The 22,017-nt window shown below is 51.6% G+C and carries 31 protein-coding genes and 1 pseudogene; 13 read left to right on the top strand and 19 right to left on the bottom strand.

Annotated features, from left to right (window positions below):
• Position 1: 1 nt before the first annotated feature.
• Complete coding sequence (locus ACOYA6_RS06230; protein WP_422654265.1) at positions 2-235, bottom strand: hypothetical protein; 234 nt, start codon at positions 233-235, stop codon at positions 2-4.
• A gap of 23 nt (positions 236-258) precedes the next feature.
• On the bottom strand, positions 259-462 hold the full coding sequence (locus tag ACOYA6_RS06225) for a hypothetical protein (RefSeq protein WP_422654264.1): 204 nt from the start codon (positions 460-462) through the stop codon (positions 259-261).
• A 518-nt stretch (positions 463-980) separates the two neighbouring features.
• Between ACOYA6_RS06225 and ACOYA6_RS06220 the strand changes: the two genes are divergently transcribed.
• Positions 981-1,244: a hypothetical protein gene (locus ACOYA6_RS06220; protein ID WP_422654263.1), complete on the top strand. Its 264-nt coding sequence runs from the start codon at positions 981-983 to the stop codon at positions 1,242-1,244.
• Between the two features lie 809 nt (positions 1,245-2,053).
• Here ACOYA6_RS06220 and ACOYA6_RS06215 read toward each other — a convergent pair.
• The 17 genes and pseudogenes from ACOYA6_RS06215 to ACOYA6_RS06135 all read right to left on the bottom strand — a co-directional run bounded on the left by ACOYA6_RS06215 (position 2,054) and on the right by ACOYA6_RS06135 (position 13,394).
• Positions 2,054-2,419: a hypothetical protein gene (locus ACOYA6_RS06215; protein WP_422654262.1), complete on the bottom strand. Its 366-nt coding sequence runs from the start codon at positions 2,417-2,419 to the stop codon at positions 2,054-2,056.
• Positions 2,409-2,912 (bottom strand): lysozyme, encoded by a 504-nt coding sequence (locus tag ACOYA6_RS06210; protein ID WP_422654261.1) that lies wholly within the window; start codon positions 2,910-2,912, stop codon positions 2,409-2,411. The genes ACOYA6_RS06215 and ACOYA6_RS06210 overlap by 11 nt, the downstream gene beginning before the upstream one ends.
• A gap of 1 nt (position 2,913) precedes the next feature.
• Positions 2,914-3,144, bottom strand: a complete 231-nt coding sequence (locus ACOYA6_RS06205; RefSeq protein ID WP_051916132.1) for a class II holin family protein — start codon at positions 3,142-3,144, stop codon at positions 2,914-2,916.
• A 496-nt stretch (positions 3,145-3,640) separates the two neighbouring features.
• Positions 3,641-3,832, bottom strand: coding sequence for a hypothetical protein (locus ACOYA6_RS06200; RefSeq protein WP_422654260.1), 192 nt, complete (start codon positions 3,830-3,832; stop codon positions 3,641-3,643).
• Positions 3,833-4,038: 206 nt separating this feature from the next.
• Positions 4,039-4,821 (bottom strand): antitermination protein Q, encoded by a 783-nt coding sequence (locus ACOYA6_RS06195; protein ID WP_422654259.1) that lies wholly within the window; start codon positions 4,819-4,821, stop codon positions 4,039-4,041.
• Positions 4,818-4,958 (bottom strand): YlcG family protein, encoded by a 141-nt coding sequence (locus tag ACOYA6_RS06190; protein WP_422654258.1) that lies wholly within the window; start codon positions 4,956-4,958, stop codon positions 4,818-4,820. The genes ACOYA6_RS06195 and ACOYA6_RS06190 overlap by 4 nt, the downstream gene beginning before the upstream one ends.
• Positions 4,955-5,560 carry a recombination protein NinG gene (locus tag ACOYA6_RS06185; protein WP_422654257.1) on the bottom strand — a complete coding sequence of 202 codons (606 nt, stop codon included), beginning with the start codon at positions 5,558-5,560 and terminating at the stop codon, positions 4,955-4,957. The genes ACOYA6_RS06190 and ACOYA6_RS06185 overlap by 4 nt, the downstream gene beginning before the upstream one ends.
• Positions 5,561-5,562: 2 nt before the next feature.
• Positions 5,563-5,763 (bottom strand): hypothetical protein, encoded by a 201-nt coding sequence (locus ACOYA6_RS06180; RefSeq protein WP_422654256.1) that lies wholly within the window; start codon positions 5,761-5,763, stop codon positions 5,563-5,565.
• A gap of 4 nt (positions 5,764-5,767) precedes the next feature.
• Positions 5,768-6,367 carry a DUF1367 family protein gene (locus tag ACOYA6_RS06175; protein ID WP_422654255.1) on the bottom strand — a complete coding sequence of 200 codons (600 nt, stop codon included), beginning with the start codon at positions 6,365-6,367 and terminating at the stop codon, positions 5,768-5,770.
• A gap of 1,250 nt (positions 6,368-7,617) precedes the next feature.
• Positions 7,618-8,400 (bottom strand): hypothetical protein, encoded by a 783-nt coding sequence (locus ACOYA6_RS06170; protein ID WP_422654254.1) that lies wholly within the window; start codon positions 8,398-8,400, stop codon positions 7,618-7,620.
• 198 nt (positions 8,401-8,598) lie between these two features.
• A complete protein-coding gene (locus tag ACOYA6_RS06165) occupies positions 8,599-9,702 on the bottom strand; it encodes a helix-turn-helix domain-containing protein (RefSeq protein ID WP_422654253.1) in 1,104 nt (367 codons plus the stop codon).
• Positions 9,683-10,333, bottom strand: coding sequence for a hypothetical protein (locus ACOYA6_RS06160; RefSeq protein WP_422654252.1), 651 nt, complete (start codon positions 10,331-10,333; stop codon positions 9,683-9,685). The genes ACOYA6_RS06165 and ACOYA6_RS06160 overlap by 20 nt, the downstream gene beginning before the upstream one ends.
• Positions 10,334-10,510: 177 nt before the next feature.
• A pseudogene (locus ACOYA6_RS06155) lies at positions 10,511-10,750 on the bottom strand (DUF977 family protein); the annotation flags it as partial.
• 12 nt (positions 10,751-10,762) lie between these two features.
• On the bottom strand, positions 10,763-11,452 hold the full coding sequence (locus ACOYA6_RS06150) for a replication protein P (RefSeq protein WP_422654251.1): 690 nt from the start codon (positions 11,450-11,452) through the stop codon (positions 10,763-10,765).
• Entirely contained in the window at positions 11,436-12,422 is a 987-nt protein-coding gene (locus tag ACOYA6_RS06145; RefSeq protein ID WP_422654508.1) for a replication protein, read from the bottom strand. The genes ACOYA6_RS06150 and ACOYA6_RS06145 overlap by 17 nt, the downstream gene beginning before the upstream one ends.
• A 184-nt stretch (positions 12,423-12,606) precedes the next feature.
• Positions 12,607-13,164, bottom strand: a complete 558-nt coding sequence (locus tag ACOYA6_RS06140) for a toxin YdaT family protein (protein ID WP_422654250.1) — start codon at positions 13,162-13,164, stop codon at positions 12,607-12,609.
• A gap of 2 nt (positions 13,165-13,166) precedes the next feature.
• Positions 13,167-13,394: a transcriptional regulator gene (locus ACOYA6_RS06135; protein WP_280713172.1), complete on the bottom strand. Its 228-nt coding sequence runs from the start codon at positions 13,392-13,394 to the stop codon at positions 13,167-13,169.
• Between the two features lie 114 nt (positions 13,395-13,508).
• Here ACOYA6_RS06135 and ACOYA6_RS06130 point away from each other — a divergent pair, with 114 nt between their 5' ends.
• The 12 genes from ACOYA6_RS06130 (at position 13,509) to ACOYA6_RS06075 (ending at position 21,969) form a co-directional block, all read left to right on the top strand.
• The gene (locus ACOYA6_RS06130; RefSeq protein WP_422654249.1) at positions 13,509-13,922 is read left to right on the top strand and encodes a helix-turn-helix domain-containing protein; all 414 of its coding nucleotides are present in this window, start codon (positions 13,509-13,511) and stop codon (positions 13,920-13,922) included.
• 185 nt (positions 13,923-14,107) lie between these two features.
• On the top strand, positions 14,108-14,314 hold the full coding sequence (locus tag ACOYA6_RS06125) for a hypothetical protein (protein ID WP_230986986.1): 207 nt from the start codon (positions 14,108-14,110) through the stop codon (positions 14,312-14,314).
• Entirely contained in the window at positions 14,314-14,511 is a 198-nt protein-coding gene (locus ACOYA6_RS06120) for a DUF1482 family protein (protein WP_422654248.1), read from the top strand. Before ACOYA6_RS06125 ends, ACOYA6_RS06120 begins: the two co-directional genes overlap by 1 nt.
• 9 nt (positions 14,512-14,520) lie before the next feature.
• Positions 14,521-14,676 (top strand): YdaE family protein, encoded by a 156-nt coding sequence (locus tag ACOYA6_RS06115; RefSeq protein WP_213278958.1) that lies wholly within the window; start codon positions 14,521-14,523, stop codon positions 14,674-14,676.
• Between the two features lie 86 nt (positions 14,677-14,762).
• Complete coding sequence (locus tag ACOYA6_RS06110) at positions 14,763-15,050, top strand: DNA breaking-rejoining protein (RefSeq protein ID WP_422654247.1); 288 nt, start codon at positions 14,763-14,765, stop codon at positions 15,048-15,050.
• 128 nt (positions 15,051-15,178) lie between these two features.
• Positions 15,179-18,604, top strand: a complete 3,426-nt coding sequence (locus tag ACOYA6_RS06105) for a RecE family exodeoxyribonuclease (RefSeq protein WP_422654246.1) — start codon at positions 15,179-15,181, stop codon at positions 18,602-18,604.
• Between the two features lie 11 nt (positions 18,605-18,615).
• Positions 18,616-19,731, top strand: a complete 1,116-nt coding sequence (locus tag ACOYA6_RS06100) for a RecT family recombinase (RefSeq protein WP_422654245.1) — start codon at positions 18,616-18,618, stop codon at positions 19,729-19,731.
• 34 nt (positions 19,732-19,765) lie between these two features.
• Positions 19,766-20,110 (top strand): hypothetical protein, encoded by a 345-nt coding sequence (locus tag ACOYA6_RS06095; RefSeq protein WP_422654244.1) that lies wholly within the window; start codon positions 19,766-19,768, stop codon positions 20,108-20,110.
• The gene (locus ACOYA6_RS06090) at positions 20,103-20,306 is read left to right on the top strand and encodes a hypothetical protein (RefSeq protein ID WP_285110937.1); all 204 of its coding nucleotides are present in this window, start codon (positions 20,103-20,105) and stop codon (positions 20,304-20,306) included. Before ACOYA6_RS06095 ends, ACOYA6_RS06090 begins: the two co-directional genes overlap by 8 nt.
• Positions 20,293-20,532 carry a DUF4060 family protein gene (locus ACOYA6_RS06085; protein ID WP_422654243.1) on the top strand — a complete coding sequence of 80 codons (240 nt, stop codon included), beginning with the start codon at positions 20,293-20,295 and terminating at the stop codon, positions 20,530-20,532. The genes ACOYA6_RS06090 and ACOYA6_RS06085 overlap by 14 nt, the downstream gene beginning before the upstream one ends.
• A gap of 59 nt (positions 20,533-20,591) precedes the next feature.
• Positions 20,592-20,861: an excisionase gene (locus ACOYA6_RS06080; RefSeq protein WP_422654242.1), complete on the top strand. Its 270-nt coding sequence runs from the start codon at positions 20,592-20,594 to the stop codon at positions 20,859-20,861.
• Positions 20,830-21,969, top strand: coding sequence for a phage integrase Arm DNA-binding domain-containing protein (locus ACOYA6_RS06075; protein WP_422654241.1), 1,140 nt, complete (start codon positions 20,830-20,832; stop codon positions 21,967-21,969). Before ACOYA6_RS06080 ends, ACOYA6_RS06075 begins: the two co-directional genes overlap by 32 nt.
• Positions 21,970-22,017: the final 48 nt, after the last annotated feature.

Genomic DNA, 22,017 nt, shown 5'->3' with positions numbered 1-22,017 from the left:
GTTATTCCTTTTCGAGTGCCTTGAACATGGCCAGCGATACCGCGGGGCCACCTGTTTCCATGTCCTCAAACATGATTGCTAGGATGCGTTCGGAGGTCTCTTCAATCTTTGCGCGGTTCGCTTCCGGCAATTCGCTTAAAGCGCCTTTGAACATCAGATATCGAGCTTTATCTTGTGGATCCAGCACCATTGTTTTCTCCATAAAAAAAGCCACCAGCGTATGCCAGTGGCTCAAGGTATTATGCTTACTGATGCGGGCTAGGAGATAAAGTCGTCACTCCCAAGCCTATGGGAGCCGTAGCGAGCCTCATAGCCATCACCCAACATCTCTGCTTTTGTCTCTGCAACATCTTTCGTCGCATAAACACCTGCAAGGTGCCATGGGGCATTACGAACTACGCCCCAGCCTTTAACCCAGCCGTCATTATCAATATCAGCTTTCAATCCTTCTGCAACAAACATACACGTCTCCTTTGGGTACCCAGAGGCATACTATTAAAAGCTGGCGATGAAATAAATGTTAGCCGTCAACGCAACATTCGGCTTTGCCATAATCCCTCTTATGTTGAGCATTATCACAAGCACTCAGTGAATGCCTGCTATCCTGCCTTATCCCCTACGGCGGTTATTTATAATTTATCCGCTATAGCCATTAGTATGGAAATCAAAACAATCCATTAAGAATATTCCCAATGATACCGCTCACGCTTGTTTTATCGGGATCCTAGTCCAAGCTGAAAATTCACTGATAATCTCTGTTAACACCGGGAAAGTCTGTACCTCAATGTAAGAAGCACTAACTATAACGACCCAAATCTCCAGTTGCCCTCCCTTAGAGGGCTTTTTTTTAGCCATTAAAAGCGGCGACCAAAGCTGTGACAAAAAACTCCAGAATTAAAGTGAAGAGAATTCTGAATGCAGTTCATCTGACTTTGGCTAGCATTAACAGTGAAGTTATCATCAACAAACAGGAGGTTTTATTGTCTAATCATCACGACGAGAAAGGCTATGTCATAATAGGAGAAGCGGCACTCTCTCTTGCTCTCAAGGATCTGGATATTACTGTTCCATCTATTATCAGAGAACTCACCCGTATGGCTGAGGGAAGCATAAGCGATGAACGGATTTATTCAATCTCAAAGGCTAGAAACTGGCTCATTCAAGCCACCGAAAGAGATGTGGAGTCCGTGCCTTATGTTAAGACTATATTGGGCCTGAACGGCGAGAAGAGCAGATACTCCTAAATGTAGTCCGGCTCCGGCCGGGAAACGATGTAGAAGATAACTTTACGGTTACGCTCAGGTGTCACCGGCTGGAGAACTGTCAGGGACGACACTACTCCATTCAAAACAGTATAAACTGCAGGAACGATCGCTTTTCTTTCCACGTTGCATGACAGATATCACACTATCCAAACTGGTCAGCGCATGCTCGGCCCGCTGTTAGGTATCAACCTCATAAAGATTCGTTCATATGCTGCTGCGACGGCTGGCTCTCCAGCGTTCTGAAAAAGTGAATGGCCTGAGCGCAAGTAAAAGCTGAGGTTTAGAACCGAAACGTAAGCTGCAACACAGCCAGGATGTTCAAATCCAAAGATTGATTGTGTCCCCTCCGTTCAGACTGCATACAATCAGTGATGTTCAGTAGTTTTACACAGCAAAACATTCAATCATGAATCTTAAACACAGGCACATTAGTACAGAGTGCCTGTGTTCAAAGTTCTTGCGGCAAAAAAAACTGTATCTACAAACCGACCAGAATCCACTAAAAATCATAGCTAATGAAAAAGTAAAGATGCAGTTTGCGTGTTTTTTTAGATAACAGTATCTATTTACACACATTAGTCTATGCTGCAATTAACTTGAAACGAAGACCACTTGGTCACCCTTCTGAGGTAATGGATTTTATTTCGGAAGGGAAATTTTTTGTTGAATTCGATCACTTCACAGCGTCATACCAGGCCTGCCAGCGGTACTTATCAAGGCGCAACTGACGTAGGCATTCAGCAGTCTCGATATCGGCCTGAAGGTCTTCATCGCTATTAGTCCCGGCATCACTTCCCTTGCAGGGTTCCTGCATCAAATCCGCTGATGGAGTTGGCAGCGTCGATGGCCTCTCGGCGCAGCCGGACAGACTCATCATCAAAATCACAAACGGTACGATTTGGATCCTGGACATATTTCACCACGTCGCGGGTTATGGTTCGGTAGATAATACGGCCTTCGTCGCTGGCCTGAGCCGCCTTCTGTTCGACAGGCTGAATAGCCTTTTCGGCTTTGGCCAGCTTATCGGCGGCCAGGACATTGATGTGGTTAGCGTGGGCATACCAGCCATTCCTGTACCGTAGCTCGCCATAACCAATAGCCAACAGCATGAGCACGAGAGCAATCAGCAAAACCGTTCGAAGGCTAAAGGTCATGTTTGCTCTCCGCCAGACACATCGATCGCTCCATCTCTCGGCGGTTCTGGAGACCTTTCCACTTCATGCCACCAGCGTAAACCCAACGGCGCATTTCTTCGCACGCCCCATCGTGATCACCTTTATTCAGCTTGCGCAGAAGCGTGGACTTCGAGAACGCGTCAGAACCAACATTAAAGACAAAGCTGTAAAGCGCGGCGCGCTGATACTCGCCCAGCGGCACCCTGACCAGATTGTCTACCGTACTCTTGGCTGGCTGGAGGTCTTTCCACAACAACTGGTCACACTCGCGATCGGTATAAGTCTCGCCCCTGACGATATCCCGCCCAGTATGGCCGTCGCACACAGTCCACACCCCGGCGACGTCTTTATAGGCCTCGTACTTGCGCCCTTCGACACCATCCCGCCCACCGAGGAAAAGTGAGGCAATCAGCATTGCACCGCCACCAGCTGCGGCGATCAGTTTATTGCGAAGGCTGATGGTCATTGGCATATCAGTCTTCTCCAACTTTCACCGCCGGGCCGTATTTCTCCAGCGCTTTAACCTGCGCATTGGCGACCTTGCGTTTGAAATACCAGTTAATAAGGCCGGTAACGATTATCCCGGCAATACCAGCCAGTACGCCGATGGCGCTCCATTCGTCAGGACTCAGTTTTGTGAGGACGCCGTTCAGGATGGTTCCTCCTGAGGTGCCGAGGGCGACTCCGGTGACAAGTTTGCTCATACGGGACATTTCTCTCACCTCGCCAGGATGCGGGTGCTGTGTGGGTAGGGCTCAGGCTCGCCGGGTGAATTAACGACAGACCTTGATGGGGGTTTCCGGGAGCCTGAAATAAAAAAAAGGCCCGCTTTTCAGCAGGCCTAACTGAGTTTCAATCTAAGTAGGTAGGTATGTTACCTTGCCATTATCCGTTTAACAGCTGTGTCGAGCAGCGTCACTGACCGGTCAGGATGTCCGGCCAATGGTTCTGGCTTGGTTCACAATTTAAAGATAGCACCAGTTTCGAAGCGGGAATAAAAAAAAGCCTGCTCGGAAGAACAGGCTCAAAAAGCACTAACTATGTTTACATACAGGTGCCGGGTGCCTCCCGGTGACTCGTTACCAGTTATACGAGCCGCAAGCATATCTGCACATAGCAGTTAACTGGATTGCCCCACCGCACAGGGGGATTCACCACTTATAATCCTATACCATATATAGAAGCTCATCGGTGTTAATTTCAGGCATGTGGCGGCGTTAACGGCCCTGATAAAATCTCAGCCTCACCGTTATCGCAGATGTCATCGCCCTGCGTCAGATGCCAGACACCAGTTATGATCCGGCCCGTTTCTAGGTCTTTGGTCTCGTCGTTGGTGTAGTAGGCAACCTGAACCCTGCCGTTGTGCTGTATCCAGTAGAAACCTTCTTCCATATCCCCTCCTGTAGAGTGAGAGGAAATTATAAAGGGGCTGGAGCCTGGTGGATTTAGAAATTCTTTAATCGCTATAAAGCAAAAGCCCCACGGTGTTAACCGCAGGGCTTGAAACGAAGGCAGTAACCCATCGTTGGGATGAAATTAACACAGATTCGGGAAAAGTAAATAGCTCACGCTTGAAACGTAAGCTATTTCCGTGACCACTATCGCGTTATCTGTTTGAGCTGCGCTTCTGCCCAGGCTTCTTCGATATCAAATTTCGTGATCAGCAGGTCGTAAAATGGCTTAACCGATTTCTTCCAGGTATCCAGGCTGATCGCGTTGGTAATGCGGCAAACAGCCGCATATGCCTCAGTCGAAGGGATCCGCTCGTACCCTCTCCCGCCGCAGCGCTTGCAGTCGGCCAGCACTGGCACGCCCTGCTTCTCAGTCAGATCCTGATTTACCGCTTTACCGCGCCCCCGGCAGTCGCTGCATGCTGCGCTGACCTCACCTGCGCCATTGCATTTTTTGCAGAGAACTTTAACGGTCTCTTGAACCTTCACCATGCCGGCCACGGTCATCTTGCCTTCCGGCTTACGGTATTTATTGGTGAAAACGTCGGCCAGGATGAAGCCGGCTCCAGCGCAGCAATCGCATTGCTTAACGCTGGCGGCGCTGCGCGAATAATCCTCGAAGGCGAACGCGGCCAACTGGCGCATCACCAGCGGCTTAACCGTGGCGTCCAATTTGCGCAGTGCGGCAACCTTATCGCATTTGGCCAGCGCGTACTCGGCCAACAGCGTGATTGCCCGCTCCCGGTCGTTCTGGCTGATCCCCATCTTTCCGAGGAAAGCGCTGTAACCCAGTGCGGCGCGTTCCTGCGTCATACCCATGGCAGCCATGATGTCTGTTCCGGTCAATGAATCTGATGCCGTGGCGCGCGGGGAGTCGCTGATCATCGTGGACTTGGCGAAGTGGTATTTCACGGTGTTTTCGAGGTTCATACTGCAGCTCCTGCCAACTGGTAAATGCGAATAAAGTTACGAAGAATGCGATAGTCCACCAGCACCGTACCTGGGCGGCGATAAATGCGGAGGCGCAGCCAGCGCATGCGGAGCGATTCGATCAGTTCTGGTTTCATGCTGCCACCTGCTGCTTAAGTTCTTTGAGTTTTGCGCGATACTCTTCGCGGATCCGGATGTAGTCGTCACGCTTCCATTTCGGTAATTCGTGTGGCCCCATTAGGGCGTGAAAACGGGCCTGACCAATTTTGGCGATCAGCGCCGGGCGGTATGCCGTCAGGTTGCCGGAAAGGTGGTTATTGCAGGCCGAACACTGCTTATGGCAATTGTCCTCGTCGAAGCGCAGCTCCGGGTTAGCGCCGGTAGTGCGGAAGTGTCCTGCATGGTATTGCCCGTCATGGTATCGGTCACAACTGATGCATGGCAGATGCCGATCCCGGTACCGGATGAACTCGTTGAAAGACTGCTGTGCCTGGTTGCGGAAATAACTTAACGGCTTCACTGCCTGGCGACGTTCAGCCTGCCGCGCACGCTGCGCTTTCTCCTCTTCGCGCTGGCGCTTCTTCTCCGCACGCAGAGCCTCGGCCCGGTTTTTCGCGGTCTGCGCTTTGGCAACGGCGGTGGCACACTCGTAGCAGCAGACCACCTGGCCGTCACGAGCAGGATGGAACCACTCGCGGCAACTCTGGTTTGCGCACTTACGGCGGGGTTTCTTAGCCATGCTCACCTCCACGCCTTTTGGAGGAATGTCCGCGGCGTGGGCTCGAGGTACGTAACCTCCTGCCGCTCTACGCTGACGGTCCAGGTGAGGTAATCAGGATTGAGGCTGCGCTTAACGGCTACGCCGCGGCGCTGGTACTGCCGCTGAAGTTCATCGGCCTGCTCGGTTGTGCATTCGGTGTAGTGGAACCATGATTTAGCCATCTGGTCAGCCCCCGAAGCTCATCAGCTGCGCAGCGGCGTTTTCAGCCTCGCGCTGGTCCCTGAATGACCTGGACAATATCCAGCGCCACAGTACATCGAGCGCGGCTTTGTAGAGCTGCTGAAACTCAGTCTCGTCCATATTGGCAAAGGCGATGCTGCGGGGATGTTTCCGGAGGGTGCCGTCAGGCAGCTGGATGGTGTCGTAGTGCCCTGATTCGATGATCACCCATGCGCGATAAGCGTCGAAGGATTTGCACAGGCTGATGCCGTTGGTGACCCGGCGGTTTCCCACCTGCTCGAGATACTGCTCAGCGGCATCCAGTAATGCGCCCTCGCTTCCGCCAAACGATGCCAAAAACCGCGCATAGCCAGTCACCAGCTTGCGTTCGTTGGATGAGATGGCCCCGCCGGTTGGCTCCCAGTATTCGAAGCCGAGATTCAGCAGGGCGAAGAAGCGACGGTGAAAGGCCGGATTACGGACCTGTTTGAAGTCGGCCACCAGCACGGCGCCGAGCTTGCATTTTGAATGCAGAAAGTCGCTGGTCTCGGGCGTGGCCGGGATCAGAATTCCTGAGGACTGCTTGATGAGTTGTAACTGCGCCATGGACGTTTTCTCCGTGGCGCATCGTGGTCAGGTTACCGGTTGTTCAGGCCGGTAGAATCATTATGCTATTCAGGTACTAAAAAGGTCAATTGCGGGCTGATAACTCTCTCACAATCTCGGCCAGCACTTCTCGTGATGTGACGCGCTCATCCGCAAGGAGGTGTTTATGGACAACCTCTGAGCCGAGCCCAGAGAGGAGGACGCGTTCGCCGGGCCTGAGATGAAACGAGCATACCGCTTTCCCATCGGACCGCACCACCTGGTATAAATACCCACCTCCATCAGAACATACCTCAGCCACGTCAACCCCCTCACTTTGCTATCCACAAATACCCTCTCCCGGCGGGGAGAACTCCACTCCACAGAGCCAAAATAACAAATGGCGCAAATTTCCTAATAGGTTCGCCGGAAGAAAAATTCATTTTTCTCTTTAGCATCTAAACCATACAGCAAAATACTGTATGGATAAACAGTATTTATTCGTTTGGCTTAAGTATGCACAAAAACTATTGATAGATGCAACACCATTTATCCGTTTGATTTGAGGGAGTATTGTTGCCACCGGAACAAAAAAATGATCTTTTCTTTAACACTAGTAGAGTTGAAAAAATCGTTAGGATATTAGTTAGTATCTGCCCCCATCACTAACGCCTGGGCCACAGGCCAATGATTGCTTATTTCAGCACTCATTAGGATGTTATTGTGCTGACTTGAACTGTTTGCTAATTGTTCTGTTTAGAAGATCAGCGTCTAGAAGTTGGCCGGAAAAAAATAGTAAATTTACAAAAAAAGTCTCCGAAGAGACCTTAAATGTCGCTATGGGGATTCCCATATAGCCTGATGCCTGATGCCTGATGCCTGATGCCTGATGCCTGATGCCTGATGCCTGATGCCTGATGCCTGATGCCTGATGCCTGATGCCTGATGCCTGATGCCTGATGCCTGATAATGAGTAGATTCCTAAGTCAATGCTATTCATTACCAAACGCCTAAACATAGTTTATTCTCTTTTATAATAGAAGATTCACTAATTTCCATAGCCATAAATACTTAAAAGGTGAAACAAAATCATTATTGCTTCAACATATTTTATTATACTATCCGGGGAAAATATTGCGCATAGATTTTCAACAGCATGACTGGGTTTTATTTTTTTATAAAACCGCTAAAAACTCTGCATATATATTTTTTACTCAGCTATTTACGCCGATAAAAAGCCTCATTCAAAAAAACAAAGACCCGACGTTTGACTATTTATTTTTCTTTTCTAGCGCAGCAGACACCATCGCCTTACTTAATACCAACTCCGAATGGAGGTTGTCATTTATTTTATACAGGGCATAATTTTCATAGTAATTATGATACCCCTCAGCAACCAAGAAACTTTCAAAGAAATCCTTAGACAAATCCTGAATCATATTTCCCTTAAATGGCGATTTACCTGCAATTAGGCCGCCTCTGTCAATAACCACATTCTTGCTAACGCCTCCAATTAAATAGGAAAAAACAAATGCCATTCTATCTGTAAGAACAATATCATTAAATTTTACGGTGTTGGTATATAATTTTTCCTCCAAAGCGGCCATGGTTACTGGGCTTTGCACATCACACTCAATCACCTCCCCAGACATTGTAGTTATCGAGAAGAACAATGATTCAAAAATATCAATTCTGATAGGGCCATTTTTATCGTATATAGCACTATATTTAGGCACATCTACCAACTTTGCTTCATACCCCTTCAAAATTAGAGGCTCATCAAACTTAACCAATTGAATTCTACCTTTATTACCGATGCGGAGAAGTATTGAAGAAATTACAACTGAGTTATCTCTCTTGTTAGCAATGACAAGATTTGTAACATGCATTGCATATAATCTACTTGTGCTGACACTATAAGAAACACATATTTTTCTTGATACTTTCTGATAACCAAAATAAATAGTAAAACCAGTGGCAATAACAGTGAGGAGTTTTATATCAAACGCCGAATAGACCCATAACAGAATATTTACAACTTTTTGATTAATCATTTCTCATCCATCTATCGGAAAATCATCTATAAACCCTAACAAACACGTGGATTATACATTACCTGGCAACATTGTTCGATTGGCATAGCCTCGATTTACTCGCTTTTTCTACTACTTCATTTTACGACTGTGGAATGGCTTCGCCGTAGCGAACTGCCAGAAAAAACCCGCATGCAGCGGGTTATTTACAAATGAGAGTCAAACAAGTTTAAGCAAATTTCTTGGATTGGATACTGTGCGATTGATCGAGAATAACTCCCTAATCAATTCCTGACTTAAACCAGTTTTCATGAGAATGTTCATCCATGTTGCATCATCCAACATTTCAATCGCCTCGGCTAACATACTAGGTTCTTCCGAGCGAATAAACTCATCTCCGGGTTCAACTTTTGTATATCCTTTAGAGTTCAGGTGCATATAACCTGTTCTTGCCTGTTCCTGCGTTAGTAGTCCCAAAGTGGTTGCTCGATAGATACACATTTTAAGACTGATCTTCCACCTAAGCTTAAACTCAACCAAGGCGCTCCAATCATATTGCCTCCCTCTAATCCGGGGAAACTCTTTAATGAAGGACAGGCGTGGAACAAGTAATGCGCTCGAAAAACGATCTGCTTGTGATTCGGTCAGTTTATCACCTGTAGTTATACCTTCGTGCATAACCAAGTGCCCCAACTCGTGGCCTAAATCTGAACGAAATCTACATATGCTCTTTTTTACGTTATTCCGGATGATTACTGGTCTGTTGTTGTGGACAGTAAAAGCATCTACACGATCATCCACCCCTGTCACATGAGCAACAATAACCCCCAAACTTTCCGCAAGCTTAACCATTGACGATATCGGTCCCAGACCTAAATTCCATGTTCTTCGACAGTCTTCCGCTACGCGTTCAATATCATTTGGCGTCAGCAATTCAGCACCAGGGTGCTCTGGTATGCAAACATCAGGGAACTCAATTTCACCCTCAACAGCAGAAATTATAATGTTGAGGATCTCTGCTCTAGCCAGAACACTATTGGTTAGTGTCTGAGTCCTCGATTTTTTACTCCGAAAATGGCATACATCACTTTCTAAAGCATATTTCCGTTCGGTAAAAAGGAAATCAGAGTTAATCATTAGTGCAGATGAAATCAGTTCTAACAATTGCTCTGATGGTTTGAATCCTTTTTCCATCTTACTGACGAATTGTTTTGTTTTACCGATTTTCTCCGCTAACTCTTCGCAAGAAAGACCAATAGCCATTCTGGCTAATTTGAGCTTATCCCCACGATACTCTGCAAAGTCATTCACCTGATGTTCCATTAATACTCACATCCAAATCTTGGTCTTTTTTACGACGGCGAAGAGAGGCTTTGCCGATCACTGCTTCATCCGGAAGGGTGTTGGTATCAAGAGACATAAGCGGTGCTGAAGCCGTAGACTGGTGTGAAACCATACTGACCTGGGCACCATATGCGTTAAACCCAACTAAAGCTACCTCCCAGCGGGGCAAGGTTGATTCCAGCTCGCCATCTTCTTCATCGGATATAAATGGCTCGGCGATGATCCGCCATGTAATATCTTGCTCGGCTTCAGTTTCACCGAACAGTGAAAGTTGCTCATGCTCCACTTTATTTCGAAGAAGCCGATGTTTCTTCTTAGGGTTATTGATGCAATCTTTGGAGAATTGCAGCGGCACTTTATTTAACGCAACCACATAGTCCAGCCCCTTAGAAACCATTTCAAGGCCTGGAAGTTCGCCTTCACTTTGAATAAGATGATTCCTGACCCAGTCATAAGCTCTTACACCCTCAGACCAGTTGCTGTCCAATATGTGCTTGTGATAGTACAGTTGCTCGAGCACGTTAGCGATCTCGGCCAACAGTTGGCGAACATTGTTTTCAGCGAGGTAAGGCTGAAATTCCCAACAAGGTGCTAGCTGATTGTTACTCATTTCAAGTTTCGCTTTTTTTGGAATTTGTAAACCATATATTTTCGCACTTTCCTGATTTTGTCAACCAAACTAATCGAAATACCCGCAAAAGCGAGATTATGCAAAATCCAACAGCAGCAGGCTTTCCAGCTCGAGAATGCGTTTGATGCGGTTATATCATGCTGCCTCCCCGCGATGTGTGTAGCGCTTAAGGTCAAAGTCGATAATTGCCCGCTGGTCGCGGAAGACGCCGCAGCGACCGTGGCGGATAAGATGGCCCTGCTCAATGGCCGCCCGAATGTATTTCTCGGCGGTGGTGCGATGCAGGCCGAACATGGTGGCGATATCGTTGGTCGTGGCGCGGCCATGCGTTTTCACCAGCTCGATAATCCAGGCGATGAACAGGGAGCGTTCCTTAGGCGTTTTTGGTCTTGGCATGGGGATCTCCTGTTAAACCAGACCAGCTGCTTTGCGTTTTTTGTATTCAGCCATCAGTATTTCTGCTGGCGTAGGGCCGCTGGCCTTGGCCGGGGCGGCGATAGCGCGGCGGATCGGCGGTACCGGCTTACCTGCTGCAGCGCGCTCTTCCCATCCAGCTAGGACCTTGCCAGCGGCCTGGCGCATCTCGCTTTCGGTCATCTGGCGATCCGTACTTTGCCGACGCAGCTCAGTGCAGATGTGATACAAGACCGGAGCTGGCCATGGGTACTGCTCGCTAGTCGGGAACCGGAAGACCAGGCGGCGCCATTTCCAGTACTCAGTCATCACGTCATCAACGCTGAACCCGAGCAGGCAGCGCCCCTCTTTGCACCAGGCAACGAACTGACCGGGTGACGGCAGGAATGGCTTCTCCTGGCGGCGGGCAATCCGCATGCCTGCGGCCACCTGTGCCATGGTGGTGATCCCGTTCTCCTGAAATGCCATCACCCACTGGCGGCGCAGTTCGTTGAACTCGCTCTGCTCACGGAAAGCAGCCATTGCTGCCGGAAACGCAGCACGCAGCGCGCTGAACAGGGAGTTGAAGATTTCAGCCGTCTGCTCAACCTGCGGGCGCTCTGCCGGGGCTTCAGGCATGTTTTGGGCGATGCGGCGGAAACTTTCGCGATCGCAGTTCGCCAGCTGCTCAGATAGTCTTTCCATCGAACACCTCGTTGATCCAGTCTGTGTTGTTAAAGTCGATTCCCTGGGCTGCAGGCCGGGCACCGGATGGGTTGTTCAGGCGTTTAGTGCTTAGCTGGTCCCACTGTTTTCGCAGGCTGGATGGGCTCAGGATGTTGGTCTTCCAGAAGCTATCCTTGCTGGCCCACTTGAGTAGCTCGCAAATTTCGTAGTGAGTGCGGTTTTCCTGCTGGCGCATCAGACGGATGGTATTGGCCCACTCAACCCATTTCGGCTCACTGAGGCTTGGGTTGACCGTCAGCAGCTGGGCATAAATCCAACGGGCTGCTTTCAGGTCGTCAGCCGTTCCCCATGATTTACCGGAGGGGGTGTAAATTCCGTCCACGGCTTCAGGATGGCGAGAAAGAAATTTTTCGATCGCTTTGTTTCGGGATTCGGCAGAATTCCGGGACGAGGATCTTTTAATATTTACATTGTTGTTATTACCTTGTTGTTCATGATGCGCGGCGAATTGCGCGGCTTCATGCGCGGGTAAATGCGCGGCACCATCACCGGAAGCCCCGCCGTTGCTGGGTTCCTCATGCGCGGCGTAATGCTCGCCGTTATGCTCGGCCAAATGCGCGGGTAAATTGTCCATTTTTTGAGCATAAAGCATGTAATTTGTGATGGTTATCACAGTGCCTTTTCGCTTCTCTCCTGCGGTAGAAATCATCCCTTCCTTGACGAAAAGAGCCAGCATTCTCTCCACTGCGTGACGGCTTGTTGGCTCCCCCGCCCGGTCACATAATTTCAGCCCGAGATCGGCTGATGTGGTCACCAGTTGTCCGGTTTGCAACGGCCACTGACGGCCTTTAAAGTTTGCCGTGTAAGGCTGACGGGCAGCGCCCAATAGAAGGTTTTCCCACAGCGTGCGCAGGAACACATCTTTCGCCCAGGGCTTCTTCAATACACTCCGGTACAACGGGATGAATCCGGTCTTCTGGTTCTCCATCCGGTTGCTCCTGACGGCACTGCGTGCCGCGAAATCGGCGTAAGCGACATTCGACATAGCTATGCCCCTTTCGCCTGGTGTTTTGTACATGCATTTGCCATAATGATCTCGCATTTACGTCCCGAATTTGCACCAGAAAGCCGTTGGTGTTCGAGCACCGCGGCTTTCGCCTTTTTTGAACCCTTCATAGCGCCCCACTCAGCATTGTTGTAACCATCGCCATAATTGGCGCGACTGAATCCGGTCCATCCAACAGGTACTTAGCAACGATGCTTTCGCTGATCTCTTTCCAGCGTTCCTGTTTGGGCGCTTTGAGAACGACAGCTTGGATGGCCTCGGCATCCTCTTTCACTGACTTGGCGATGCGAAGCGCGAAGTTATCGTGCTTAACAACCCGATCCCGGTAGGCAAGAGGCAGAATCGCGATAATTACCGGCGCCAGCTGCTCGACGTTCGCTCGATAAACTGCCGATTTTTCTGGCTGGTCCAGCCAACGGAACAATTTCACATTCCACACATCGGCATTCACGGATGTGTCGATATCCGACAGGCCCGCCTCTTCTACCGCTTCCTTGATAGCAAGAGCGACCGCCACGCGGCCCTCTGCTGCTGCCCAGGCGCGAACGGCAGAACAGATGGCGCGGTGATCAATTTTCGGAGTGTCCAGCTCGACCTGGTGACATTGGAATTTCATGCGCTCTGTTGGCGCTCTGTTATTCTGTTGAAAAGAAAGTGTTTGCATGGCTATGGCTCCTGCTGAGGTAAACCGTCGGTTGGGTTTGGGTAGATGTCTTCACGCGTTTGATGTGGCGTTATGCTCCACCCAAGAACCTTGCAAAGCGGAATTACGCGATTGGCCGGCACCTGGCCGCTCAGCCAAAGGCTTACGGTTTGTGGCGTAGTACCAAGCGCAATAGCAATATCTGTTTGGCTCATTTGCGTGCAGATCAGGCGCTTTAATTCGGGGGTCATATGGTCTCCTTTTCGTTTCAAGGAAAACTATACATACAACCTTCAAGTATTTCTAGTTTTTCTTGAACAAGTCTTGAAGTGATGTTTTCAAGGTAGGTTTGTAAAATGGAATGCATGAAAGAAGAAAATAAGAACTTTGCCTTCCGCATTAACCAAGTGCTTACACAGACTGGCTGGAACCTTTCAGAGCTGGCCCGCAGAGTCATGGTTAGCCCTCAGGCAACTCATCAATGGTCAAGAGGTGACACAACGGCCAGAGGTGAGCGCCTTAAGCGCCTCTCAGCTGCTACAGGCAAACCCGGCCACTGGTTCTTTCTTCCTCCTGAAGAGGAGCCAACTGAAGCAGAGCTGCAAGAGTTAGCTCGCTCCACTCCACTTGATGACAAAGAGCAGGCGCTACTGGCTTTATTCAACCAAATGCCTGAGGCAGAAAAGAATCGTCTTATCGTTCATGCGAAGGGGGTTTTAAGAGAACTCGACCTTCTGAAAGGCGATGTAGCGGACATCATCAAAAACATTTCGAACTAAAAATTCTTTAACGCAATCACACATGCGTCACTTCTCACGCCCTCAATTTAAAGTTTTTCTATAAATCACCTTTACACCTTCTAGATATACTTGTAATGTTTCTACATCGACAACAAGCGCACCGTTGTCAGGTTCAAGAAACGTTCCGCCAGCCTGGCGACAAGGGCAAACAAAAGGGGATTGAGATGAAAGCTAACCCAGCAGTACCCAACAGCGGTTGTGCCGTTCCTATGCGCAACCAGCGTACCGGAGCAGCATGGCTGGTCTCTTTTAACTACATCGAAGGCACGTACTGGCATGAACCGCAGGGCAACCTGCGTCACATTCGCCGCCCGTACGCCTCCCGCAGTCTGGAGCCGCATCTGGTTCCCGCCGGAACGGGGATGCATTGATGGGGGCTTTATTCGCACTCGTCCTGACCATCGGCATGACAAATGGTGAATTCCAGGATGTGGTTCTCGATGTCTATGACAGTCAGCAGCAATGCGAGCAGGCCGCCATTGACCAGAAGGTTTCTGGGAATTGCTACCCGGTAGAACAGATCGTCCGCAGCGAAGAAGTACCAGCGGAAACCACCGTTAAGTTCTGAGGAGTGATTATGCAGATCGAATGCGGTTATTGCGGCAAGCCAGTTGAAGGCGAGCCGGTAAAAAGCGAGCTGATATTCCTCCAGGGTAATCGGCTGGCGCGGAAAGAAAAAGAGTACTGCTCTGAGCGTTGCGCCTCGCACGACCAGATGGCCCACGAAGCCTAATTAAATTATCTGAAATATCGCACCAAACGAAACGCCCGTTATTTGGGCAGGGATTCTTACAACCTAAATTCAGGAAACCGGAAATTATGAAAGTTATTACCGTTAATTTAAAAATCAAGGCAATTAACAAAGAGATCGCGCTGTTCAACTGCGATGAAAAATTCTCTGGCGTTATCCATTCCACCTCAAACGGCGCAACCACTGTCGTCCTTGATGGCGGTTACATCCTCGGCGAATTCGACTGCCCGCACTGCGCCGTAACTGAGCTTTCCCTTCTTTCAGCCAACATCACCACCGGTGATAAAGCCGGGTTCGGCGATTACCGCAACTATAAGCAGGAATTTGCGGGCCGTATTTTTAAAACCATCCATTAAGCGAAAGCCCACACAAGGTGGGCCTCCCCGTCCGGTACCACCGACCAAAGCGAACCGGACTTTAGCTAAACAACCTCAGGCGGTTTGAATAGCCGCTTGGGATATTACATCCAAAATGAGGATCTGACATGGAATATTCTCACTTAATTCCAGCAACGCAAAAATCAGGAAAGCCTGACGCTTATATCTGGTTCACCGCCGCGACTAAATCACGCGCCGCGCTGATGCTGGATGTCGCGCTGGAAGATGCAGGCATCGAAACAGGCCGCGGTAAAGACTACGCCAAGCCTGTCCGCACCGACATGCCGGTAGTAGACGACCTGCCTGAAGAAGGTGTCGTTTGCTTAGAGTTCTGTAAGCGCTACACCCTGGCCGACGACCAGCGCACCTGGAACGTGATCCCCGGCGCCGCGTCTCAGGGCGAAGCCACCCCTACCCCGACGACCACCAGCGATGCGGAACAGCCTGCCGCGCCGGTAACCTCCGCTGATACCGCAGACACCGGCAAAACTTCCCTGCTTGAGAATCGCACCCCGGCTGTCCGCTTTGCCGTCCATCTGCTGGGTGACAAATACCTTTCGGAGATTAGCCAGGAGCAGCAAATCGTTGCCAACGAACTGGCGACCGATGAGGGCCATGTTTACTTCCAGAACCTGCTGCAGGCGAAAAATGACGTTGCTGATATTGGCGATCTCAGCCTGCATGCCGAGTGGAAACTGGTGCAGGCCATCAAAGACGTTTTCCCGCAGGACAAAGAACACGAACCCGCGCTGCTGGCCGCCTTCATGTCGGACTGGATTAACGCCGATGATCGCAACCAGCTGGTTGAAGACTGGAAGAGCGGCAAGCTTCCCGCTAAAGATGAGCCGAGTCATTGGTATGAAAATGACCTGCGTGTAAGTAAAAACGACGATGGGTCAACGCGATATCCGGTCTGCAAAATGCCATTCCGCAAACAGCTGCTGGCCCAACTGACGGTGGACGAACTGCGCCACCACATCACCCGCAGCGAGAATGCGGAATTACACGCGCTGGAAATGGATACCGACAATGGTTATGTCCAGGATCTGCTGCTCGCCGCTGAAAACTTTGCAGAAGTTAAGGCTTTCGACACCAAAGACCTGTGGCGCTATACGAATGCCATTCGCAAAGTGTTTAGCATGGACAAGCGCCACGAGCTGGGCCTGCTGCTGCAGTTCACTAAAGCCTTCGTAACTACCCCTTATATTGACCGCGGGATCCTGACCACTGATTGGGCTGCTGGCAACCGCATTGATGGTGTCGGTATTCCAAAAGACCAGAAATCAGAAGAGCCACAACCTTCTGAACCGTACAAGCGCGCAGTGCCGCAGAACATGGCGAACCTGAGCATCGAGATTGCGGTCGCCCTGCTGTACCCGGATGCCGTACCCGGGAAAATCAATCGTGCGCAGCTGATGGCCGCCAAAGAACTGGCGGACAAGAAAGATGAGGCCCACGCCAGAGCGCTTAAGGTGCTCGGCAAAACCTCTGACATTACCGATTACAACGCTGACAGTATTTTTGGTATTGCTCGCGCACTTCCCTGGAGTGGAGATGTGACGACCGTCGAACTGCGTAAGCAGGTTTGTGAATGGTTCACCGCGAACGGCATCTATGAAAATGGCGAGCGCTCAAAAGGCTATCCGGAGTGGGATGAAGATCCTCGTGCTGGTCGTCAGCCCAAAGTGGAAGAAGGAACCAGCGAAGAGGTTAACCACCAGTTGGCGGCCGACCGCGGCGAATTTGTGGAAGGCATCAGCGACCCAGCCGATCCGAAGTGGATTAAAGAAAACCTGACCGACGAACAACAGCATGCATTGCCGAAATGGGCAGAAGCTGGCGAGCAGAAACTCGCTGAGGAGGATGAAGTTGAAACGCAGACCCTTCCGAAGTGGGCGAGCACTGCCGCCAAGCAGCCGCAGATTGTTAAGCACGGCGGCGGCATGTTCTCCATCGAAGTCCCGATGAACGAAACCCAACCAGAAAAATATGACCGTTCACCGGTTACAGAGGAGACCACCAGCGATGTGCAGATGGAAGAGACTGACCCGGCGGAAGGAGAAGCTGGTAACCCGATTCAACCAGGCGAAAGCGCTGATGCAACTGATCCGCAAACAGATGCCCTGAGCCCGGCAGTGATTCTGGCCGCCGCGGCACCGGAGCTGGCGAACGCCACGCAGCCGGAAGTCGAGCCAGCAGCGCCGGAAAGTGAGCCGCAGGAATCAATCCCAGATGTGGAGTTCCCTGCATACTTCGAACCGGGCCGCTATGAAGGTCTACCGAACAACGTTTACCACGCAGCGAACGGGATCAGCAGCACCCAGGTAAAGGATGCCCGCGTCAGCCTGATGTACTTCAACGCGCGCCACGTCGCCAAGACCATCCCGCGCGAAGGTTCCAAAGTGCTGGATATGGGAAACCTGGTGCATGCGCTGGCGCTGCAGCCGGAAAATCTCGATGAAGAGTTCAGCGTGGAGCCGGTGATCCCTGAGGGGGCATTCACCACCGCGGCGACCCTGCGCGCCTTTATCGACGAACATAATGCCAGCCTGCCGACGCTGCTGAGCGCTGACGATATCAAAGCGCTGCTGGAAGAGTACAACGCCACCCTGCCCGCGCAGGTGCCGATGGGCGGCAGCCTGGAAGAAACAGCGCAGAGCTATATGACGCTGCCAGCTGAGTTTCAGCGTATCGAGGCAGACCAGAAGCAGACCGCTGTCGCAATGAAGGCCTGCATCAAAGAGTACAACGCCACCCTGCCCGCGCCGGTGAAAACCAGCGGCAGCCGAGACGCTCTGCTGGAACAGCTGGCGATTATCAATCCCGACCTTGTGGCGCAGGAAGCGCAGAAACCGGCACCGCTAAAAGTGTCCGGCACCAAAGCGGAGATGATTCAGGCGGTGAAGTCGGTTAAGCCGGATGCCGTGTTTGCTGACGAACTGCTGGACGCGTGGCGCGAGAACCCGGGCGACAAGATTCTGGTGACCCACCAGCAGATGGAAACGGCGCTGGCCATTCAGAAAGCCCTGCATGAGCATCCGACCGCCGGGAAACTGCTGCTGCACCCTGATCGCGCTGTTGAGACGAGCTATTTCGGTATCGACGAAGAGACCGGGCTGGAAATCCGCGTACGCCCGGATCTGGAAATCGACATCGAGGCGGTGCGTGTGGGTGCCGACCTGAAAACCATCAGCATGTGGAACGTGAAGCAGTCCGGCCTGCGCGCTCGCCTGCACCGGGAAATCATCGACCGCGATTATCACCTCAGCGCGGCCATGTACATGCAGGCCGCTGCACTGGACCAGTTCTTCTGGATTTTCGTCAACAAAGACGAGGGCTACCACTGGATCGCCATCGTTGAGGCCAGCGAAGAGCTAATTGAGCTGGGCATGCTGGAGTACCGCCAGACCATGAACCGCATCGCAAACGCGATCGACACTGGCGAGTGGTCAGCGCCGATCACCGAAGACTACACCGACGAACTGAACGACTTCGACCTGCGCCGCCTTGAAGCGCTGCGTACTCAGGCATAAGGGGAATGACGATGGAAAACATGAATATCGTAAATGCGGAGCAGCAGGCTCCAAACACTATCTCTGCCAGCAATGCCATCTTCAATGTGCAGGCGTTAACCCAGCTGCAGGCCGTTGCCGGTTTGATGGCACAGGCCGCCGTAACGGTTCCTGAACACCTTCGCGGCAACCCAGCCGACTGTATGGCCATCATCATGCAGGCAATGCAGTGGGGCATGAACCCGTACGCGGTGGCGCAGAAAACGCACCTGGTCAACGGCGTGCTGGGCTACGAGGCGCAACTGGTAAACGCGGTGATCTCCAGCTCTAACGCCATTGTGGGCCGCTTCCACTATGAATACGAGGGCGACTGGTCGAAATGCGCCAGCAGCCGCGAAGAGATCGTGAAAAAGCCAGCGAAAGGCGGCGGGACGTACGACAAGAAAGAAATGGTACGCGGCTGGACCAGCGCCGACGAGCAAGGCCTGTCGGTTCGTGTGGGTGCCGTCATTCGCGGCGAAAGTGAGATCACCTGGGGCGAACCGGTATTCCTGTCCAGCGTGATTACACGTAACTCTCCACTGTGGATTTCGAACCCTAAACAGCAGATCGCGTATCTGGCCCTTAAATACTGGGCGCGCCTGTACTGCCCTGCGGTCGTTCTGGGCGTGTACACCCCGGATGAAGTCGAACAACGCACCGAGAAGGAGATCAACCCGGCGCCAGCCCAGCGCGTGAGCCTGGCTGACATCAAAGGTGACAGCGTAACAACCACTCACAGCGCGCAGGAATCTGCGGCAAACATTGATGCTATGGCCGATGAATTCCGGGATCGCATTGAAGCGGCTCAGGATGTGGACAACGCCAAAGCAGTACGCGCCGATATCGAAAGCGCCAAGAACACCCTCGGCTCCACCTTGTTCACTGAGCTGAAAAACAAAGCCGTGAAGCGTTACTACCTGGTGGATGCTCGCAACAAGGTTGAGGCGGCAGTTAACTCCCTGCCGCAGCCCGGCGAGCCAGATGGTGCCGAGCGCTTCGAGGAAGTCGAGCGCGTGCTGGCTGCGGCAAAACGTCATCTGGGCGACGAGTTGCACGATAAGTTCAGCATCACCCTGGCAGATATGAAACCGGAATACGTGGCCTAAGGGAGGCGGGAGGGTCCGCCCTCCCGGTAACGAGATGAGCAAATCATTAAACGCACGCTGTATCCGCCGTTGGGAAGTTGAGTTCAAGGGCCTTTGCGATTCGAAGGTGAGTCCGTGGTGGCACAAGCGCGACCTGCGCGGCTATATCCGCGAGTGCGCCCTGACAACTGCTGACTGCATGGTTGAGCGGATGGCAGAAGACAACGCCAGGGTTGCTTTTAGCGGGTACACGTACGGCTGGTCGCCAGAGTTTTCCGCCTGGTACGACGAACGCCGTGAAGCCTACCAAAAAGAAGCGCGGCGCTGTCTCGATAAGACCGCCACCAATGACGAAATCGATGAAGAGATCCAGAACGAACTGGAGGCCTGGAATGACTGAGCTGAATTACAACCCGGCAGACCCCGACAAAATGCAACTCCCGAAGGGTAAGACCTGCGGCGACTGCGCGCATATCCGCCGCTGTAAGGCAATTTTCGGGCATACCGAAACCGATGCATATTGCGACTGGTCGCCGTCCCGAGCGGTTTTCCGTCAACCATCTAACCCAGAAGGCGGTGACCATGAAACTGATTAACCGCAGCACACAGTCACCGCTGGCGCGTAAAGCATGCGAGATCGCGCTGGCGGCCCACGCAGAACGCTACGGCGATTACGGGCGCAGCAAGATGCGGGAGACGTACACGGTGCGGGTGGAAGGTGTAAAGGTCTGGGTGGAGGTGGTGAACCGGAAGGCAAGCTACGTGGCCACGGCGATGACCGGCATGCGCCGCCTACGATCCTTACCCGGGCAGGCCGCCTGATATTGAAATATCACCCTTTCGGGCTTTGATGGCTCATATTAATCAAACTGGAGGTTTACATGGGGCAACTCGTTAGCTTAGAGGACTGGGCCTCCGGTCCAAACGGCTTTAAGCAACCACCATCCAGAGCGTCACTGCACAGGATTGCAAAAACAGGACAAACAATCCCAAGGGCGCTTAAACAAGGCCGGCGGTGGGTTATCGATGAAGAGGCCAAATTCATTGGCTTACTCGCATCGCCGGTTCTACCACCACGCATGCCGAAAGCGGTTAAGACGCTTATGGAGCGAGTAATTAATGGCAGCCAGACCACGCAATCACAGGGTTGATATCCCAAATCTCTATTGCAAGCTGGATAAGCGCAACAGCAAAACCTACTGGCAATACCGGCATCCTTTAACCGGCCAATTTATCGGTTTTGGTACCGATCAGGAGGCGGCCAGACTGGCCGCCACTGAACTGAACCGCCTGCTGGCGCAGCAGGAAGCGGCACAGTCGTTTGCCCTGATCGATATGGTCAGCCATAAGAAGGTTAACTCAAAGAAATCGATGCGGATGCGCGTATGGATCGAACGGTATTTGAAAATACAGGAAGAGCGGCTCAGCAATAAGGAGATAAAAAATAATACGCTTAAATCCAGAAGGACCTGCACCAACGTGTTGGCTGAAAGGATGCCTGACATTGGTATTCAGGAGGTCACCACCAAAATGCTGGCGTCCATTACCGACGAATATAAAGCCAGAGGCAAAGCGCGGATGGCGCAAACGCTCCGGAGTGTCTGGATTGATCTGTTCAGAGAAGCGCAGCACGCAGGTGAAGTTGAACCGGGATATAACCCGGCGCTGGCCACAAGAAAAGTCACCGTCCGAGTGACCCGTTCTCGACTGAACCTGGAAATGTGGAAAGTGATATTTGAAGCAGCCGGCAATATGGCACCCTACGTCCAAAACTCCATGCTTCTGGCGGTGGTCACCGGGCAACGGCGCGGGGACATCGCCAAAATGAAGTTCTCTGATGTCTGGGATGGCCATCTCCATGTTGAGCAGCAAAAGACGGGGGTGAAACTGGCTATACCTCTCTCGCTACGCTGCGAGATGTTGGATATCACCCTGGCGCAGGTGATTAAGCGATGTAGGGATCGGGTCGTAAGCCCCTGGCTTCTTCATCATGTGACATCAAGCGGTAATGTTAAGGCGGGCGATCAGGTTGGCGAGAACAGCCTTAGCGTCTCCTTCAAGGTCGCTATCGACAGCACCGGCATTTCCGTAGAGGACGGGAAAACAATGCCGACCTTTCACGAGCAGCGATCTCTTTCGGAGCGTCTGTATGAGGAACAAGGCATCAACACCCAGCAGTTACTGGGTCACTCATCAGACAGAATGACAGCGCAGTATCATAATGATCGCGGTCTCGACTGGGTGAAAGTGAAGGTGTAGCTACGTGAATAATTGGGCCGTATCCCCCTGCAAATTTCGCAGAATTTA

This window comes from Leclercia barmai, assembly GCF_049312895.1.
GTDB classification, from domain to species: domain Bacteria; phylum Pseudomonadota; class Gammaproteobacteria; order Enterobacterales; family Enterobacteriaceae; genus Enterobacter; species Enterobacter barmai.
The sequence above is the reverse complement of the archived record's forward strand: the minus strand, read 5'-3'. Positions and strand labels throughout refer to the sequence as shown.